Genomic DNA, 17,969 nt, shown 5'->3' with positions numbered 1-17,969 from the left:
CTTCTGCACGTCAGAGCGTCAGAGCATCAGCCGCATGCGGCCGCCTCGGTGTCGACCTGCCGCTGCACCTGCACCTGTTCGCCGCCGACCGTGGCCGTGGCCTCGACCGTCACCTCGCCGGCCGGGATGGTCGCCGCGCGGGTGTTGATCGCGGCAGACTTTCCGGCATCCGGCAGCACCGTGCCGAGATCACGACGCCCGAAGTCGGACACCGCGGTGAAAGCGATCCCCACCGCATCCTCGTTCACCACCCGTACGGTCTGGGTCAGGTTCTTGCCCGCGACGCAGCGCGTGGTCACCTCGACCGAGAACTCCAGCGACGCGGCGGCCGTGAAGGACCAGTTGTCCACTTCGACGAGATCGGCCGTCGCTTCGGCACCCTCCGGACCGGCGAACACGAAGAACACGTCATGCTCTCCGGTGGCTCCCGTCACGGCCGCCTGCACACTCGTCCACTCACCGACGGTGCCGCCGACAGGGATCTCGGCGATGACCGGACCGTCGACGTCATCCAGGCGCACCTGGATGCTGCCGCCGGCGACGAGCGGCTTCACCGTGGCCGAGACCGTCGCGGCGCCTGCCCCGAAGTCGACTCCGGCGATTCCGGCGAAGTCCCCGTCATCGATGGCGGAAAGCATCATGTTGCCGCCGCCGTTGTGCTTCGGGAACTCCACCGAGGCGGCATCCGTCTTCGCCGTGCTGATTCCGCGCTGCCACGCCAGGGTCTCGGCCTCGAAGGTGCGATACGGATCGAAGCTCTCGACCTGCTCGACGCCGGCCCGGGTTCCGGTGACCGGCTTGATCGTGCCGTCCGCGTTGAACTCGAGCTTGTCGATGTGCACGGAGCGGTAACCCTGAGTCGCACCCGGCGTTCCCAGCGCCGCCGCCCATGCCGCACCCCTGGTTTGGGCGTGGTAGGTGAAGTACGTGCCGCCCTTGTAGTCGAACATGTCGGAGTGGTTGTTGCCCCCGTTGCCTGCGCCGAAGAAGGTCGAGGGGTTCTGGAATGCCACGCCCGCGTACTGTGCGGCCGTGAGATCCATCGGGTCATCGGTCATCATGTACGCGATCGCGCCCCGCGACGGGTACGCCCCCGGCACCTCGTTGACCTGGAAGTTCGACGAGTACGAGTAGTAGTACTTGCCGTCGTGCTTGAACATGCTCGAGGCCTCGAACATCCCGGGCCCGTCGATCTCGACCGGGTCGCCGTCGAGGGTGACCATGTCGTCCTTCAGCTTGACCACTCTGGTCGACTTCGGGTTCTGCGGTCCCTGCACGTTTGGTGAGGTGCCGATCTGCGAGTTGCCGCCGAAGTACAGGTAGCCCTGTCCGTCGTCGTCGATGAACACCTCGGGGTCGAACAGCCACATCCCGGCCGGGAATCCGCCGCCGGCGATGTACTCGGGCGACACGGTGTCCGGGATGATCTTCTTCCCGAGCGGGTCCTCCCACGGCCCGAGCGGCGAACCGCCGACGACCACGGCCGTTCCTGTTCCGCTGTCGCAGAAGTACAGGTAGACCTTGCCGTCCTTCTCGATCGCGGCCGGTGCCCAGGAGTTCCGGCTCCACGGCGCCGCGCCGCCTTCACGCGCGACGGGAACCGTGCCGTGATCGACCCAGTTGACCATGTCACTGGTGGACATCACGTTCAGCCGGGTGATCCCGCCGTAGCCATTGGACTGCGTCGGCAGTCCGTTCGCGTCCTTGCTGTTCAGGTCGTACTGCTGCGTGTCGTCCGTCGAGTAGATGTACAGGCGACCGTCGTAGACGAGGTGGTGCGGATCGGCGCCGAACTTGTGGCCGACCAGCGGGTTGTGGTCGCCGATCGGCTTGGTCTGCACGTTCTCCAGGCCTGCGAAGTCGGGCCCTTCCGGCGCGTCGGCGATCTTGATGAGAGAGACCTCGTCGACGCTGAACGCCTGCAGCGCGCTGGAGCCCCACGGCGTCTCGACGAAGAGCCAGTCCGCGGCGACGTGCTTCGCCTCGGCGGTGAACTCCCGCGAGAAGCTGCCCCACTCACCCTTGGTGAAAGTCTGGCCATAGTCGGCGCAGCCGTTGAAGTTCGCCGGGCAGAACGTGAAGTTGAACTGCTGCGTGGCGTTGCCCTCGTCGAACTTCAGCTTTCCGGTCAACCGGTACACGGCGCCGAGCTCGATCTTGCCGGTGACACTGGCGAAGGGACCGGACTGGGTGTTCGCGCGGGCCGTCGCCTGCAATGAGTGCGCACCGCTCGCGGCATCCTCGCTCAATGCCAGCGTTCCCCCGCGCGGAGCGCTCCAACCGGCGAAGTCGCTGACGAAGCGGCCATCCGGCAGCAGGTTCCCCGGTACGGCCGGCGGGTCGGCCACGGCCGTCACGACGGCGCCGGCTGCCGGCACGATGCCGGAGAGCACGCCGCTCTCGACGATGCCGGCAGGTGCGGTGTACACCGCGCTGCTGCCGAACGCCGCCATCGGCGATGCGACGAGTGCGGCGGCGCCCACCAGCGCCGTGGCGAGTCGGATCGACCTGCCTCGCGCCCGTCCGGTATGCGGCGCCGTCCTGGCGCCGTCGATGATCTTCTTCATGCGGTCTCCTCTTCGAGATGCGGCGCGAGACGCCGACAGCTCGGATGTTACCGGTATCAGAAAACGAGGAGCAACGGTTTCGAAAAGCCTTGACAGCGCTCGCGTGCGGTGCTCAGGCGCGCGGCGGCGCCGACGAGGCACGCACAACGAGCTCGGGCTGGATGAGCTCGCGCAGATCCGATTCGCCGCCGTCGATCGCGATCAGCAGCTCGCGCATCACCAGTCGTCCGAGCGCGGCGAAGTCCTGCCGCACAGTGGTCAACGGCGGCAGATAGTGGCGGGCGTCGGGGAGGTCGTCGAAGCCGACGACGCTGATGTCTTCGGGCACCCGGAGGCCGCGCTCGGCGAGTCCATGGATGAAGCCGAGCGCCATCTGGTCGTTCGCGACGAACACGGCGGTGGCGTCGCCCAGTTCGAGCGTCCGCCCGAACTCGTACCCGGAGTCGGATGACCAGTCGCCGATGGCGAGGTCGCGCACCTCAAGCCCGTCCTGTTCGAGGCAGCTCCGCCATGCCTCGGTCCGCGCCTTGGCATCGAGCCAGTCCTGCGGACCGGCGACGTGCAGGATCACCCGGTGCCCGAGGTCGATGAGGTGCCGCACCGCGGCCGTCGCACCGGCTCGCTGGTCGACCGCGACCGTGTGCATGCGGTCATCCGGCTCTTCCTTCACCACGAGCGTGGGGACGGTCGCGAGCCGCACCGCATCCAGAGACGAAGCACGCGGTGCGATCACGCACAGCGCATCGATGCCCTGGGTGACGAGCTCCAGCACCCCGGCATCGATGCCGCCGGCCTCGGCATCGACGACCGAGAACGCGCTGACCGCGTACCCCTCAGCGCGCGCCGCGGTCTCGACTGCTCGAAGAGTGCTGTTCGGACCGAACTGCTCGGGGTTGTCGACGATCGCGCCGATCCGCATCGACCTGCGGGTCGCGAGGGCGCGGGCGATCGAGCTGCGGGTGTAGTTCAGTTGCTCGATCGCATCCATGACGCGATGCCTGGTCGATTCCCGGATGTTGGGGTGGCCGTTGAGCACGCGCGACACGGTCATGTGCGAGACGCCGGCGCGATCCGCGACGTCGTAGATGCTCGGACGTGCCGAGTCGCCTGAGGGCGCCGAACCACTGCTCATGCCTCCCCCTCCCCGCGACCGCGAACATCGCAAGACTACCCGGGCGGCGGGGAAGGGCGCGCCGAGCCGCGCTGGGGCGATTCGCCCAGCGCGGCTCGATGCGGTGCGGCGCTACTCTGTTCCGGCCTCCCGTCAGCCGCAGGTGCGGGTCTCGTAGAAGGTGCTTGCGGAGTACGAGGCGTCACTCGCGGTGCCCTGCACGGCGATGGATGCCGCCGCGATCGCGCTCTGCCTGGTCGACACGGTCTGCGTCACTGTCTTACCCGCCTGCAGGGCCTTGACCGTCTTGTCGCCGAAAGGGGTTGTGATGACGACATCGGCCGCCCGGCTGTCGTCGTTCGTGACCGAGACGGCGAGGGCCACCTTGCCGGCGACGCAGCGCGTGGTGACCGCCGAGCTCAGTTTCAGGTCGGGATCGGCGCCGACTCCGGCGTAATGGAACATCACGCGCTGGTACTCCGCCGCGGTGATCGGCACGATGCCGCCGTGACGCTTCTTGATCGCACCGAGGTTGACGTCGCTCGCCTTGCTCCACACTGTGTTCGACGTGGAGGCGAGGTCGGTCGTCCGGAAGGGCACATAACCGCGACCGGTCGCGTACTGGTCGGCGAGCAGCCCGTAGAGCTGTTGCGCGCCGGCACGATCGTCGTCGTTGTACTGGAAGAACTCCGGACCCTCGAGGCAGGCGCCGGTGTAGTTCGTGCCGACGGCGCAGGTGCCGCTGCCCTGCAGGATCGACTGCAGCGTCCCGACGAGCACCCACTGCTGATCGGTGCCCGTGGCGGCCGGCAGAGCCGACGCCGTGGTCGCGGCGAGGTTCTTCGATCGCTCGATCGTGATCTCACCGTCGCCCGAGGCACGGTAGTACCAGTCACCCACCTTGATCACCGTGGTGTCGATGATGGAATGCTCGCGGTCGATCCACTTGACCGGAGTCGAGAAGGTACGGAAGTCCCGCGTGGTCGAGAGGTAGATGTCGACGCTGTCCCCGAATGCGGTGTTCCCGTCGGCGCGGGTCGCCCAATACACGTAGTACTGACCCGTGACCTCATCCCAGATCGCTTCGGGCGCCCAGGCCATCCCGGCGTTCGGGATCTCGCCGGCGACGTCCGAGAGACGCGGCTCGCTCCAGTTCACGAGGTCGGTGGATTCCCAGATCACGAGCTCGGTCGAGCCGTCCTCGGTGGCATGGGCGTTGCCCCAGCCGCCGCGGTGGTAGATGCTCAGGTCGGTCGCGATCAGGTAGAACCGGTCGCCCTCCGGCGAGCGCACCAGGAACGGGTCGCGCACGCCGCCCTCGCCCTCTCCGGCGTTGCGTTCGGTCGACAGCACCGGGGCGCCTGCAGGGCGGGTGTCGGTAAAGACCTTGGCGTCGCGGCTGGTGGCGAAGTAGATCTGCTCGTCGGACGCAGAGCCCTCCGTACCGGTGAAGTGGGCGAAGATGTAGTCGGTCGTCGCGGGCATGTCGTAGGCCGCACGAACCACGAGCGCGATTTCGCGGGTGGCGGTCTCGCCATCGATCGTCGCGGTGACGGTCAGCATGACCTTGGCGTCGCCGCCCTCGGGACGCGTCACGATTCCGGGTGCGGTCTGCGCGGTGCCGGCCACATCGACGATCGAAGGAGAGGAGCTCTGCCAGGTCAGCGCGGAGCCGTAGCGGGATCCGGATGCGGGCAGCGCGAAGTTCGAGCGGATGTCGTCGGTGCCCGCGATGCTGATCGCATCGAGGTCGCGCTGGGCCTTGTCCGAGGCCGCGGGATCCCTGAGCACAGTGACCGGGAAGGTGCGAGGCGTGCTCTGCACTCCGCGCACGGCGGAGACCGCCGTAAGGGTCACGCCCGTGTCGGACTCCGGCTGCGTCACGGTGCCGTCGGCGGCGACGATGCCGGGCTCCGACGAGGTCCACGTGACGCCGCCGGCGGTGGGCAGCGTGAGGTTCGTCTCCACGGCGTCGAGACTCTGCGCGTTCACGGCGGCGAGATCGATCGCTGCGACCGTCTCGGTCGCGGCGCTCGCGGCATCCGTCGCTGCGATCTCGGTCAGCGTCGCCGCCGGCAGTGCCTCCTCGTACACCCGGAACGTCGAGACCTTGCCCTGATACAGGGTGTCTGCGGGGTAGGCGCTCTTGCCGATGTAATTGACGGTGTGCGTCAGCAGGTCGGTGAGGTTGACGCTCGAGTCGGTCTTCTCGGCCACCTGCGCTCCGTCGATGAACAGCCGCAGGGTCGACGTGGTGCCGTCGGGGTTCTTCGCGATGGTCGCGGCGACCGACTGCCACTGCCCTTCGACGAGCTTCGTCGGCGACGTGACCGTCTGCTCACCGGACCAGTTCGTCTTGGTGATCGCGACGCGGGGTGCGACCGGCTGGATGAAGAACTGGCCCTGACCGCTCGACGGGCCGGCGGTGCCGCCGATGTTCCACAGGAACTTCGCGCCGGTGAGCGCCTGCGGCGAGGTCTCGATGACGATCGTCGCCGCGCTGCGTCCGGCCAGCAGGTCGTTCGGCATCTTCACGTGGTTGGCGCCGGTGAACTGCATGTATCCGCTGTTCCAGGCGTCACCGCCGACCACCGTGGCGTCGTTGCCGTGCGTGCTCGCATCGTGCGCGATCGTGCCGCTCTCCTCCGAGAAGTCGTACAGCGCCACGAGTGACGCCGGTTCGTCGGCTCCTGCGGCACGGACCGGTGCCGCATTCGCCGCCGCCGGGACGGTGAGTGACAGACCCCCCACCAGCACCACGCCCAGTGCGCCCGCGATCACGCGCCGGCCGCGGCTGCGCGTCTGTTCAGAACTCATCATGAGAACCCCTTCGTTCTTTCGTGCATCGGTGTGTGTGTCAGTGATTCAGCCGCAGGCGCGGGCGGAGTAGGACTCGGTGATCTCGGTCGTGCCCGATTCGCCTGTCGCCACCACGGTGGCGGAGCCCGCATCGATCGACGCGAGCCTCGTGGAGATCGCCAGCGAAGACGACCTGTCCGGCATTACCTCCGCGACGGTCTTCGTGCCATGCGGCGTGCTGATCTCCACGCTCACCGCAGCATCGTCCCTGTTCCAGGTCGTAACGACGAGCGTGACCTTGCCGGCGGTGCAGCGCGTGATGAGCGCGACCTCGACATCGGGCCCCGTCGGCGGCTGCTCCACGATCTGCGCCGGCACGCTCTCGAGCGTCGGAACGACCGGCTTCATCAGACCGTCGGCCCCGAACTCAAGCCTGTCGATGGTCGTCTCGCGGTTGTTGCCGTTGCCGCCGTGAATCGCGAACCGGTGATAGGCGATGTACCAGTCATCCGTGCCGGGGACGTTGATGATCGAGCTGTGACCGGGGCCCTTGATGCCGAGGCCCAGGTTCTTCTGCAGGATCACTCCGCGATAGGTCCACGGCCCGTTCATGCTCGTCGCCGTGGCGTACCCGACGCGGTAGTTCTCCGAGCCGGTGTCGTCGATCGCGTAGGTGAGGTGGTACAGCCCGTTGCGATGGTTGAAGAAGACCCCTTCACGGAAGTCGGTCAGCCCGGTGATCCGCTGGTAGCTGCCCGGCTTGATCGAGACCATGTCGTCGCCGAGCTCAGCGAGCACCGGTGATCCGTTCCCCCAGCCCAGGTACCACTTGCCGGTCACCGGGTCGTGGAAGGCGGCCGGGTCGATGGCCTGACCCGAGGTGACGGTCTCGTTGTTGAGGATCATCGCGCTCGGCTCCGCAATGAACGGCCCGTACGGGCTGTCCGCGACGGCGACCCCGATCGTCTTGCGATTCAGGCTCTCGTTGTGACCGCTGAAATAGAAGTAGTACTTCCCCGCACGCTCGATGATGGTCGGCGCCCACGCGTTGCCCGTGGCCCACGGCACGTTGCCGTTCGCGCCGTCGAGCGACAGGAAGGGCTGATCGGAGCGGACCCAGTCCACCAGGTCCTTCGAGCTCCACACGTAGAAGTCCTTGCCTCCCCACCCGGCGTAACCGTCAGAGGTCGCGTAGATGAAGTAGGTGTCGCCGAACACCGCGATGTTGGGGTCTGCGTAGAGACCGGGCAGCACCGGGCTGTTCACCACTCGCGCCTCGATCGTCCAGGTCGCGGTCGCGCCACCTGCGGCGGTGAGCGTGTAGGTCACCGGAGCGCTCAGATCGACGACGGTGCCGGATACCGGCGAAACCGTGACGCCGTCGGCCGCGCCGAACGTCGGTGCGAGCGCGGTCACGTCCGTTCCCTTCACCACCGGGAGCACGACCGTGTGCGCTGTCGCGTTCACGATCGGAGCCAGCTTGAGCGTTGCGGGGTCGGTGAGCGAGACATCGATGAGCTGATCCGTCACGCCGGCGTTCCCCAGCACCTCGGTGGCCGACAGCGCCCGGTCGTAGATGCGCACGTCGTCGAACCAGCCCTTGAAGTACTCGTCACCCGCGTAGAACGACTTGCCGAGGTATCCGGCGAGGTCGGTACCCAGTTGTTCCACCGTCGTGCCCAGCGCGGCGTTCTCACCGAGTTTCACACCGTCGGCGTACACCGTCATGGCGGTGCCGTCGAAGACGACATCGATCTTGTGCCACTGCCCGCTCGACACGGTGCCGGTCACTGCGGACTCGTTCTGCCACGAGTTCTGCGTGATCGCGCTGCGCACATCGGCCCCGCGCACCCGAAGGAAGTGGTACTTGTTCGCATCCGCACCAATCGCGAACGTGAAGAAGTTGCCGCTGGTCTTCTCGGACTTCACGTCCATCGACACCGTCATGGTGCTGCGCCCGTCGAAGAACCCGGCCGGGAACGCGGCGAAGCCGTCGGTTGTACCGTCCAGCCGCAACGCCTTGCCCTTCTCCGCGTCGGTGGTGACGACGGCCGTGCCGCTCGCGGTGAGGTCGGCTCCGCCGATCGAGTCCGCAAGCGTGCCGTCGTCGAAGTCGTATTCGGCGATGGGCTCCGGTTGTGCGGCTGCGAGGGCGGGCTGCGTCACGATCAGAGCACCTGCGAGGCCGAGCGTGAGCGCGGTGAGACCCGCGATGGTCCGTCTGGTGAAAGTCTGCATCATTGCACTTCCTGGGTATCCGGCAGCCGCCGGGGTGAGGATCAGAGGATGGCGCCCGAGGTTGCCTGGTCAGTCCGGATGCGACGGCGAACATTCCTGATCGCCAGGAATGCGACGCCGACGACGATCAGCACGAGGCCGATGGCCAGCAGAACCGCTGGCACCTCGCCGCCCGTCGCCGGGAGTCCGACGCAGGATTCGAGGCACGTGCGCGGGAGGATCTCGACATGGATGTAGACGCCGACCGTTCCGTCTGCGAGTTCACCGCCCTCGCGCTCCAGGGCCGCGATCGCGAACGGATTCATACGCTCTCCGTCTGGACGGAGGATTCTCTGAGCGCCTGCTCACGGCCGCGCTCCACGGCCTTCTCGATGAGGCCGTCCAATCGCCGACGCGAACGGATGCGGTTCCACAGCAGCGCGACCAGGAGAAGTCCGACACCCAGGATGACCAGGAGATGCGGCCACGGCATGGCCCAGAGGAACTGCGTGGTGGTCGCGGCAGTGACGACAGTTGTCTCTTCGGCGGATGACGACACCACCGGTGCGACGGTGAGGTCGGCGGGGAAGCCGAAAAGCGGCCACACGTCATCGACCGCTAGCGCGTACGACCTCTCCTCGCCCGGCAGGAGCTCGCTGCGACGCTCCCCCTCGGCGGGGAAGACGATCGTCTGACCGGCGACGTCTAGCGCGCCCTCGACCATCAGCCGGGTGTTGCCCGTGTTGACCACGGTGAACGTCGTCGCGATGTCACCGGGTCGGAACGGGTTCCAGGAGAGCAGATAGTCGGTCTGCATCTTCTCGACGGAGAACGCCGGCTTCAGCGGGCCGGTGACCTGAGTCATCACCTTGAACCCGACGCGGCTCTCCACGCCGACTCCGGTGCCCTCGCCGTTCGACCCGGAGACCACAGACGCGGTGATGCCGGCAGCATGGTCACCCGGCTCCGCATCCTCGGGGACCGTCAGGGAGAACGGAACCACCGCTGTCGCCCCGGGTGCGACGGTGACGCTTTCCGGCAGCGTGATCCAGGTTCCGGCCGCCACCGACTCCTCATCGGAGCGGAGCATGTCGAACCGGCCGTTCGCGTTGTAGAAGCCGTCAGCGGCGGAAAGGCGGAAGGTGACCTGCTCGGCACCGAGGTTGCGCACCGCCAGGTGATCGTCGACGGTCTCACCGGGGTCGATGGCGTGCTCCACGAACACGCGACCGTCCGGCCCGGACTCGTCAGCCGGGGTCACCGACCACGAGATCGGCGCGTCGCCTTCGGCAGCAGCCGCCACGGCGGGTGCACCGAGCAGAGTGAGAGCGGCCAGCGCACTCACCAGCAGCGAACGGAATCGCACAGAGTTCACGGGAGTCCTGATCAGGTGATGGGGGCTGGGCCGGTCACCCGGACCCAGCCCCTCGTCGGAATGGTGCTCAGAACGTGTCTTCGAAGAGCGACAGCGTCAGCAACGACGTGTAGCTGCCCGGAGCGACGTTCACGTCGGTCTTCAGGACGAGGCCGGCATTCGCCGTCCACTGTCCGGCCGCGGCCTGCGCCTCGGCAGAGTCGAGCGCGAGCTGCAGCATCTCCTGGCCGACGAGTCCTACGTTGTTCGGCACCGGCGGCGTCGGGTCATCCTTCGAGGTGGCGACGGCATCGCCGGCGGTGACCTCGCCGTTGCCCGTAGTCACCAGGGCCGGGGTCCACCCGAGGTGGTCGGGCGTGATGCTCGGCTGTCCGGCGGCTCCAGTGAAGTCACCGGCCTGACCCGTGACGTACCAGTACACGCCGGCGGGCACGTCGGTGCGGGTATCCGTCACCGTCACGTTCGGCAGGGTGCCGGTGAACTGGCGGTACGAGGCCGTCGACCCCGTCTCGGTCAGCACGGATTCGGTGCCGTCGACGGTCAGGCTCAGTGCGCCGCCCGCCACCGGGGCGATGTCGACCTTGACGTCGACGCCCGAGCTGTCTTCCTCGTCCGGCCACGCCGCGAAGGCGGCGCTTCCGACGCCCGCCAGCAGCACTCCGCCGAGGATGCCTGCGGCGCAACGTGCCGCGGTTCCCTTGGTGATCTTCATGGTTACTCCAATTCCTCGGTCGGCGTCTGCCGTGCCGAATCAGCGATCAGCCCCAGGCTGTCGGTTCGCTTCTCAGGCTTCGCATGCGACCTCGGTCGGCATCGTCGCCTTTTCGTGTTCCGTCTGTGGACCACGCTCCCGCCCCAATGTTAGCGGGAACAAAGTTAGATTAGGTAACCTCCATCCATCCGTCAAGCGTCCGTTCAGCGGCAGGTCGCGGCGAGATGGCTCACGGTCGTCCGTGTCACGATCAGTCGGCCACCGACCTCCGCTGACGCCTCGACCACGACCTCGCCGGCCGCGATCGCCGGCTGACGGGTGGCGATCGACGTCGAAGCGCTCCCGCCCGCACCGACCCGCAACCGGGCGCTGCCGAACGCGGACATGATCACGGCGTTCACCGGGGCGTCCGCACCGTTGCGCACCTTGACCACGAGCACGGCCTTGCCGGCGACACAGCGCACCGAGGCGTCGGATGTCACCTCGAGTTCGGACTCGCGCACGATGCGGATCGAGTACTCGGCGGTCGTGACGTGGTCCTGTGCGGTCGCCTTCACCGCGACGACCGTGGGTGCCTCCCCCGGCGCCACCGCCACCGTACGCGGCAGGGTGTCGTCGATCAGGATCCCGTCGACGTGGACGAGCCCGCTCGGAACGGCCGGCGTCAGCGTCAGCGCCACCTCGGTCGCCCCCACCGGCACGGTGACCGTGTAGTCAACCACCCCCGCGGTGAGCGCAGGGCTGAGGGCTCCGCCGTCGACCGCGAGGGCCGAGAGCTCGGCATCCGTCGCATAGTGGTCGACCGCCGAGGTGTACACCCCGAAGACGCCGCCGACGAAACTCGTCCCGTTGCTCTGGAAGCGCACGGTGACGATCGGGATGCGCTGCCCTTCGGCATCCAGCACATACTGGCCGTTCTGATCGCGCTTGTAGCTGTCCTTCGCCACGATGCCGTCGAGCACCTCCTGCGGGATCCTGTCGTACTGGATGTACCAGTCCTGCGCGCCGTGCGCGTCGGTGATCCGCTCGTGCTTGAGCAGGACGTCGTTGAGGTAGACGTCGAACGTGCGCCCCACGTCGCCGCCGTAGTAGCGGACGCCCAGGTGGTTCGCCGGCAGTGCGGGATCGACGATCATGTCGTATTGGAAGAAGGCGTCGGCCGCGCGTTGTCCGTCGCGGTACGGCTGACCATTGAAGACACCGACCGACGACTTGTTGTAGCGGTGGTTCTTGTCGGCCTCACTGTTGTTGTTGTCGAATGACGTCAGCGCGTCGATCGTCGTCTCGTCGATGCGCAGCTGTTGTTTCTCCCTCAGGATCAGCGCCTGCGCCTCGGCCGAGTCCGGCTGCACGAGCGTCATGTAGGTCGCGTAGCGCGCGCCGTAGAGGCTGTAGTACGGCTCGAAGGTGAGGGCGGATGCCGCCGGGTCGACGCCGTGAAGGGCGAAGCGCATCGTGGTGCGGCCGTTCGCGTTCACGCCGTCGGCGAGGCGTTCGACGTTCTGTGCGACGGCGGCCTTCCATGCGGGCGCGTCATCGACGACGACGTTCGCGTTCAGTGACTTGTCGGCCACGCCCATCTGCACGAGCACCCCTGCCGTGTAGCTCGCTTCGACGTTCGCACGGCTGAGCTCGGTGCCCAGCAGCACCGGCCCGTACTTGAATGCGACCCAGTTGGCATTCTCGGTGCCGTCATCCACCGTGACCTGCGCCGGGAGCGTGTACGCGAGCTCGTCTCCGGCCGCCACTTCCAGCGTGATGTAGCCGTCGACAGGGGCGATCTCGGTTGGAGTGCCGTTCACCGTGAGCGTGGGAGCGGATGCCGCCCACGACGGCACGCGCAGGCGCAGCAGCGTTCCCTCGGCGACGGTGGTGCCGTCGAGCGCGTCGATGGAGATGCTCACCAGCGGATCTGCCGGTACGTTCGCGGCCTGCGTCACGCGCAGGTTATGCGCCGGATCGCGGAACTCGGAGCTGTAGAACTGGTTCAGCCACACGCCGTCTGAGTCGGTGAAGTACATCGAATCGCCGAGCTTCGTGAAGCTCTCGATGCCGGTGCCGTGGTCGCACCAGAACTGGTCGAGCGGAGTGCCGAAGACCTTGGCGTAGCCGGCGGTCTGCGGCTGGAAGTATGTGACCATCCCGGTCTCGGGGTTCTGTGAAGCGAGGATCGTGTTGATGAACGTCGATTCGTAGTAGTCGGCGTACTTCAGTTGCGGCTCCACGGCGAACAGCGCATGGGTGAGCTTGAGCATGTTGTACTCGTTGCACCCTTCGGCGGTGGAGTTCTCGCCGTAGCCGGTGGTCACCCCGTTGGTGGCGTACGCGTACAGACTGTCCGCCCCGTGGAAATGCTCGGACTGGCTGTTCGCACCGTTGGCGTAGGTGTGGTCGTCGACGACGATCTGCCAGAAGTTCTTCGCCGCAGCGAGATACATCGGCAGAGCCGCCTTCTCGGCGTCGCTCAGCGTCTCATAGAGCCCGGCATCGCTCGTGAAGAGGGTGTATCGCTTCAGCGCGCCGATCAGCTTCGGGATCGTCGTGTTCGCATGCAGGCCGTTCAGGACGTCCTGCCCGTTCGCGAGCTTCTGGAACAGTGCGACCTCGTCGAAGTACTCCGCCGCCCGCTTGTGCGCCGGGTCGCGGGTGAGTTCGTACAGTTCGTATAGGGCCTCGTTCATTCCGCCGTACTCGGTGTTCAGGATCGTGGCGGGGTTGGGGAGAGACGCGGCGTAGTCGCGCACCCAGGTGCCGAATCCGGATGCCACGGACAGCGCATCGTCGGCGAGAGCCTCGGGGGCGTACTGGTGTGCGTCGATGAGCCCGGCGAGCACCTTGTGCAGGTTATAGAACGGCACGAGCAATCCGTCCTGACCGCTGGGGAGGGCGCTGATCGGGAAGGGCGCCATGAAACCGGCGCTCTCGGGGTGCGCGGCCGCCCACGCGTCCTGGCATCGCTTGAGTCCTTCGACACCCGCGGTGAGCTTGGCCAGAAGCTGCGCCTTGACCTCGGCATCCGTCGTCGTCGCGTAGGCCTGGGCGAGCGCCGACAGATAGTGGCCGAAGAAGTGGCCGGAGAACCGGGTGCCGCTGGTCCGCTCCCAGCCGCCATAGCCGGAGGCCGTGGTCGGGGTGAGCCCCGCCTGCTGATACCAGCCGTACAGGAACTTCTCCGGATCGAGGCTGAGCAGATAGTCGATCGTCTGACCGTTCGCGTTCCCCAGATACTCGTCGGTGACAGCCAGGTTCTCGAGCCCCGCATCGAGCAGGTACTCCGATGCGCCGGCCGGCGGTGTGACGGTCACCGCGAACTCCCGGGTGGCAGGCGCACTCGCACCATACGTGGCCGAGGCCGTGAGAGTGGCTGTGCCCTCCCCCTCAGCCGGAACGGTGACGTGCGCGGTCGCGCCGTCGACCTCGATGAGATCGGTGTCCGACGAAGACCACGCGACGGCGCTGCCGCTCGCGCCCTCGATCGGCAGCGGGAAGTCGACACTGACCGTGGCGGGCAGCGTCAGCGCTGCGATGTCGGCGCCGGCGACAGTGGCGGGGTCGAAATCGGCGGTACCGCGCTGCGTGAGCGCGACGACATCGTCGATCGTGGCCACGCCGTCGTAGACCGCGTAGTCATCGAGCAGGCCCTTCAGGTGCGAACCGTTGTACTGCGGTCCGTTGTAGCCGATCGTCTTCACGGTGGTGCTCTCGGAGCCCAGCACACCGCTCGCGGCGGCACTGACCGGGTACTTGACCGAGGACACCTGCCGCACGCCGTTGCGGTAGAACGTAACCGCTTTGCTCTGGTGGTCGTAGGTGGCGACGATGTGCGTCCACGTGCCGGCTGGGAAGAACGTCGAGCGGGTGCCCTCGACCGCGACCTTGTAAGGCTGACCCGACGACGGTCCGATCGACAGCGCGAGCGGGGCGGTGTCGTTCTCGCTGGTGAGATACCAGCCGTCGGAGTTGTAGGCGGCTTTGTTCCAGGAGAACACCTGCTCGCCAGTCATCGGCGCACTCGGGTTGTACCAGAACGAGACGGTCAGGTCCTGCGGCTGCAGGTAGGCGTCGGTGCCGAGGCGCAGCGCGGTGGAACCGTCGAACGCGAATGCCTGCCCGCGGATGCCGGCCGCATACACCGCCGATCCCTTCTGCAGGCCGATGGCGGCTCCGCGCGGGCTGGTGTCGGTCAGGGCACCGTCGAAACCGAGCTCGAGGACTTTGGACGATTCGATGCTGATCTCCTCTGCGGCGACCGCGGCGGGTGCGGAGCCGACGACGAGAGCACCGCCGACCAGGCATGCGATGGTGGCGGATGCCGCGACGCGGGTTCTCCGTGACATGCTGACGCTCCTCAGGTGGGTGATGACAGTTCGGGCGGCTGACGGATCAGCGAGCGCAGGTTCGCGCGGCGTACTCGGCGACGGCAGTGGTGGTGCGAACCGCTCCGTCGATCAGGGCGGATGCGGTCACCGTGACCTCACCGGATTCGACCGCGGCCAGGCGGGTGCTCGTGCTGCGACTGACGGACTTCCCTGCGGCGAGGGTTCCGGCATCCGTCACACCGAACGCCGTGGTGACGGTCAGTGAGACCGGCGTCGTCCCGGCGTTCTCGACCTCGGTGACGAGCACGACCTTGCCGGCGACGCAACGGGTGATCGCGGTCGCGGTGATGGTCGGCGTGGCGGCATCCGTCACGGTGACCTGCGCGGTGACCGTGAGCGCCCCGCTGCGAGCGAGCACACGATCGGGGGCGTTCCAGGCGGTCGAGCCGCCGGCGCCGGTCCACGAGTCGAGGTTGGCGCCGAGCGTCTGCACGATTCCGGTGACCTCGTAGGCTCCCGGTGCGGACAGGTCGACGGACGAGGTGTCCCACGAGACCGGCTGCGAAGCCGCGCCTCGGCCGTAGGCGAGTGTGATGTCGGCCTCCTGCGGAAGCGCGGCGACGAGGTCGCCGGTACCGGCGCCCGCCTCGACCTCGACCACCCCGAGATCCGCCGTGACGACGGAGACGGCATCCGCGGCTCGCACCCGGTCGTACTCGCCCTTGGTCAGCGAGACGATGCCGCCGTGCTTGGTGTGCGGGGCCATCGAGAACGAGGGGTCGTTCAGCTGCGTCCACCCGGCATCGAGATCCGTTGTGACCATGGGCCGATATCCGGTGCTCGGGATCACGTCGACGTACAGGTACCACTTCTCGTCGCTGTGGCTCTTGAAGACGGCGGGCCCCTCGACTCCGCCGGCGTTTCCGCCCGCCCATGCCGCGCCGATCTCGGTCTGCAGGGTCGTCCAGGAGGTGCCCTGCTCCCACCACCGCTCGGCCGTGGTGGACTCCATGTAGATGCCCTTGCCCAGGCCGTTGTCCTTGGTGACGCGGTAGGTCGTGCCGTCGTCCTGGATCATCGTCGTGTCGATCGTGTTGGCGCCGGTGTTGACGAAGTCACCGCCGTACGAATAGGTCTCCTGGGAGAAGTCGGTGGTGGCACCCCACAGAACCCGGTTGTGGCTCGGACCGGTGTGCGAAGCATCCGGGTACACATTCGACGACCAGTACATGACGAACGCGCCCCGACCGTCCGGGTGGTAGTCGTCGACCCACAGCGCCTCGGGTGCCCAGGCCATGCCGAGCTCGGCCACCTGGGCGCCGCTGCTGTCCAGCGCCGTGTCGAACGTGCGCGGCTCGCCCCAGTTCACCAGGTCGTCGGATTCCCAGACGACCAGGTCGGTGCTGCCCTTCGTCGTCCAGTGGCACCAGCTGGTGCACGAGCCGGAGCCGCCGTCACCGCCGAACACCCGCAGGTCAGTGGCGATGATGTAGTACCGGCCGGTCTCGGGGTTGCGCGTCAGGAACGGATCACGCACGCCGGTCGTCCCGAGCTGCGAGGCGAGGATCGGCTTGCCGCTGTTGAGCGGGTCCCACTTCTCGGGGTCGTCACCGCGCGAGACGTCGAGGTAGATCTTCTCGGCGTATCCGTCGGCATCCTCGATGAAGTGCACCATGAGGTATCCGTAGTCGTCTGCTTCGGTCGCCGCGGGCTGGATCGTCACGGGGATCTCTCTCGTCGCAGCGACTCCGCGCACCGTCGCGGTCGCGGTGAGGGTGGTCTCCACGGGCGCGGACCCTGCCGCCGGCTGCGTCACGGTGGCCGAGCGGCCGTCGGCGCCGATCACGATGTCGTCGCTCGACGACGTCCAGGTGACGGCCGCGGAAGTCGATCCCGGCAGCGTGACATGCGCGTCGTCGATGGTGACCGGGGCGAGCGCGTCCACCGCGGTCTGCGCCGCTGCCTCCATCTCGTCTGCGTGCGCTACGGCGTCTGCGATCGACACGTCTGCGACCTCTTCCTGACTCAGGGCCCGGTCGTACACCCGGAATGCGGCGACCTCGCCCTTGTAGAGCGGGTCGGGGTACGGCGCACGGCCGATGGTGTTCATGGTCTGCGCGGCGATGGAGCCGGGCGTGAGCGTCGTCGGGGCGCTGCCCGCGCGCACGCCGTCGACGTAGAAGGTGATGACGTCGGCGGCGCCGTCGATCACGCTGGTCACGCTGTACCAGCGGTCAGGGGTGAGCGGCGCGGGGCCGCGCGCGTTCACCTCTGCGCCGCCGCCGCCGGTGGTGATCGCGGTGCGCGCGGTGTCCTTCAGCGAGGCGAACCAGTATGCCGAGGTGCCCTCGCTGCCGATGTTCCAGAGGAAGTGCCAGGCGGATGCCATCGACGCATCGAACTTCGTCTCGACCGTGATCGTGGCCGATTCCTCGCCGGCGAGCAGGCTGTCGGGCAGCCGCACCCAGTCGCCGGTGCCGCCCTTGTCCCCGCCGGTGAGCACGAGAGACGATCCGGTCCAGTGCGCATCCGTGCCGTTGACGACCGTGGCGGCGCCGACGGCGCTGCCTGCGGTGTTCGGGACGGCGGTTCCGGCCTCCTGCGAGAACAGGTACTCGGCGACGAGTCCGGTGCGCGGGGCCGTGATCTCGGCACCGGACGCGCTCGTCGGACCGATCAGTCCCGGGGCGATGACCGCGGCGAGTGCGAGCGCACCGGCGCCCCGCAGAGACAGCGGAAAGCGTCGTCGCGCCGGACGGGCACAGAGAGAAGGGGACTTCGCCATCGAGGACTCCTGGTTGTGGCGGCAACACTCACTGTTACCGGTAACCAGGAACCGTAGCACAGCACGGTCGCGTCTCGCGAGGGT

At 67.6% G+C, this 17,969-nt stretch carries 9 protein-coding genes; all 9 read right to left on the bottom strand.

The window, feature by feature from the left end; genetic code table 11:
- Positions 1–26 precede the first annotated feature (26 nt).
- Positions 27–2,567, bottom strand: a complete 2,541-nt coding sequence (locus MRBLWO13_RS07145; protein WP_341977405.1) for a glycoside hydrolase family 43 protein — start codon at positions 2,565–2,567, stop codon at positions 27–29.
- 112 nt (positions 2,568–2,679) lie between these two features.
- Positions 2,680–3,699, bottom strand: coding sequence for a LacI family DNA-binding transcriptional regulator (locus MRBLWO13_RS07140; RefSeq protein WP_341977403.1), 1,020 nt, complete (start codon positions 3,697–3,699; stop codon positions 2,680–2,682).
- A 132-nt stretch (positions 3,700–3,831) separates the two neighbouring features.
- On the bottom strand, positions 3,832–6,498 hold the full coding sequence (locus tag MRBLWO13_RS07135; protein ID WP_341977401.1) for an immunoglobulin-like domain-containing protein: 2,667 nt from the start codon (positions 6,496–6,498) through the stop codon (positions 3,832–3,834).
- Positions 6,499–6,543: 45 nt separating this feature from the next.
- A complete protein-coding gene (locus MRBLWO13_RS07130; RefSeq protein ID WP_341977400.1) occupies positions 6,544–8,718 on the bottom strand; it encodes a family 43 glycosylhydrolase in 2,175 nt (724 codons plus the stop codon).
- Positions 8,719–8,756: 38 nt separating this feature from the next.
- On the bottom strand, positions 8,757–9,020 hold the full coding sequence (locus MRBLWO13_RS07125) for an LPXTG cell wall anchor domain-containing protein (protein WP_341977398.1): 264 nt from the start codon (positions 9,018–9,020) through the stop codon (positions 8,757–8,759).
- On the bottom strand, positions 9,017–10,069 hold the full coding sequence (locus MRBLWO13_RS07120; RefSeq protein WP_341977396.1) for a DUF916 domain-containing protein: 1,053 nt from the start codon (positions 10,067–10,069) through the stop codon (positions 9,017–9,019). Before MRBLWO13_RS07120 ends, MRBLWO13_RS07125 begins: the two co-directional genes overlap by 4 nt.
- 67 nt (positions 10,070–10,136) lie before the next feature.
- Positions 10,137–10,781 (bottom strand): hypothetical protein, encoded by a 645-nt coding sequence (locus MRBLWO13_RS07115; protein ID WP_341977394.1) that lies wholly within the window; start codon positions 10,779–10,781, stop codon positions 10,137–10,139.
- 203 nt (positions 10,782–10,984) lie between these two features.
- Complete coding sequence (locus MRBLWO13_RS07110) at positions 10,985–15,118, bottom strand: beta-L-arabinofuranosidase domain-containing protein (RefSeq protein WP_341977392.1); 4,134 nt, start codon at positions 15,116–15,118, stop codon at positions 10,985–10,987.
- A gap of 46 nt (positions 15,119–15,164) precedes the next feature.
- On the bottom strand, positions 15,165–17,885 hold the full coding sequence (locus MRBLWO13_RS07105; RefSeq protein ID WP_341977390.1) for a LamG-like jellyroll fold domain-containing protein: 2,721 nt from the start codon (positions 17,883–17,885) through the stop codon (positions 15,165–15,167).
- Between the last annotated feature and the right edge of the window lie 84 nt (positions 17,886–17,969).

It is taken from the genome of Microbacterium sp. LWO13-1.2, from assembly GCF_038397725.1.
Classification (GTDB): domain Bacteria; phylum Actinomycetota; class Actinomycetes; order Actinomycetales; family Microbacteriaceae; genus Microbacterium.
This window is presented reverse-complemented; position numbering and strand designations above follow the sequence as displayed.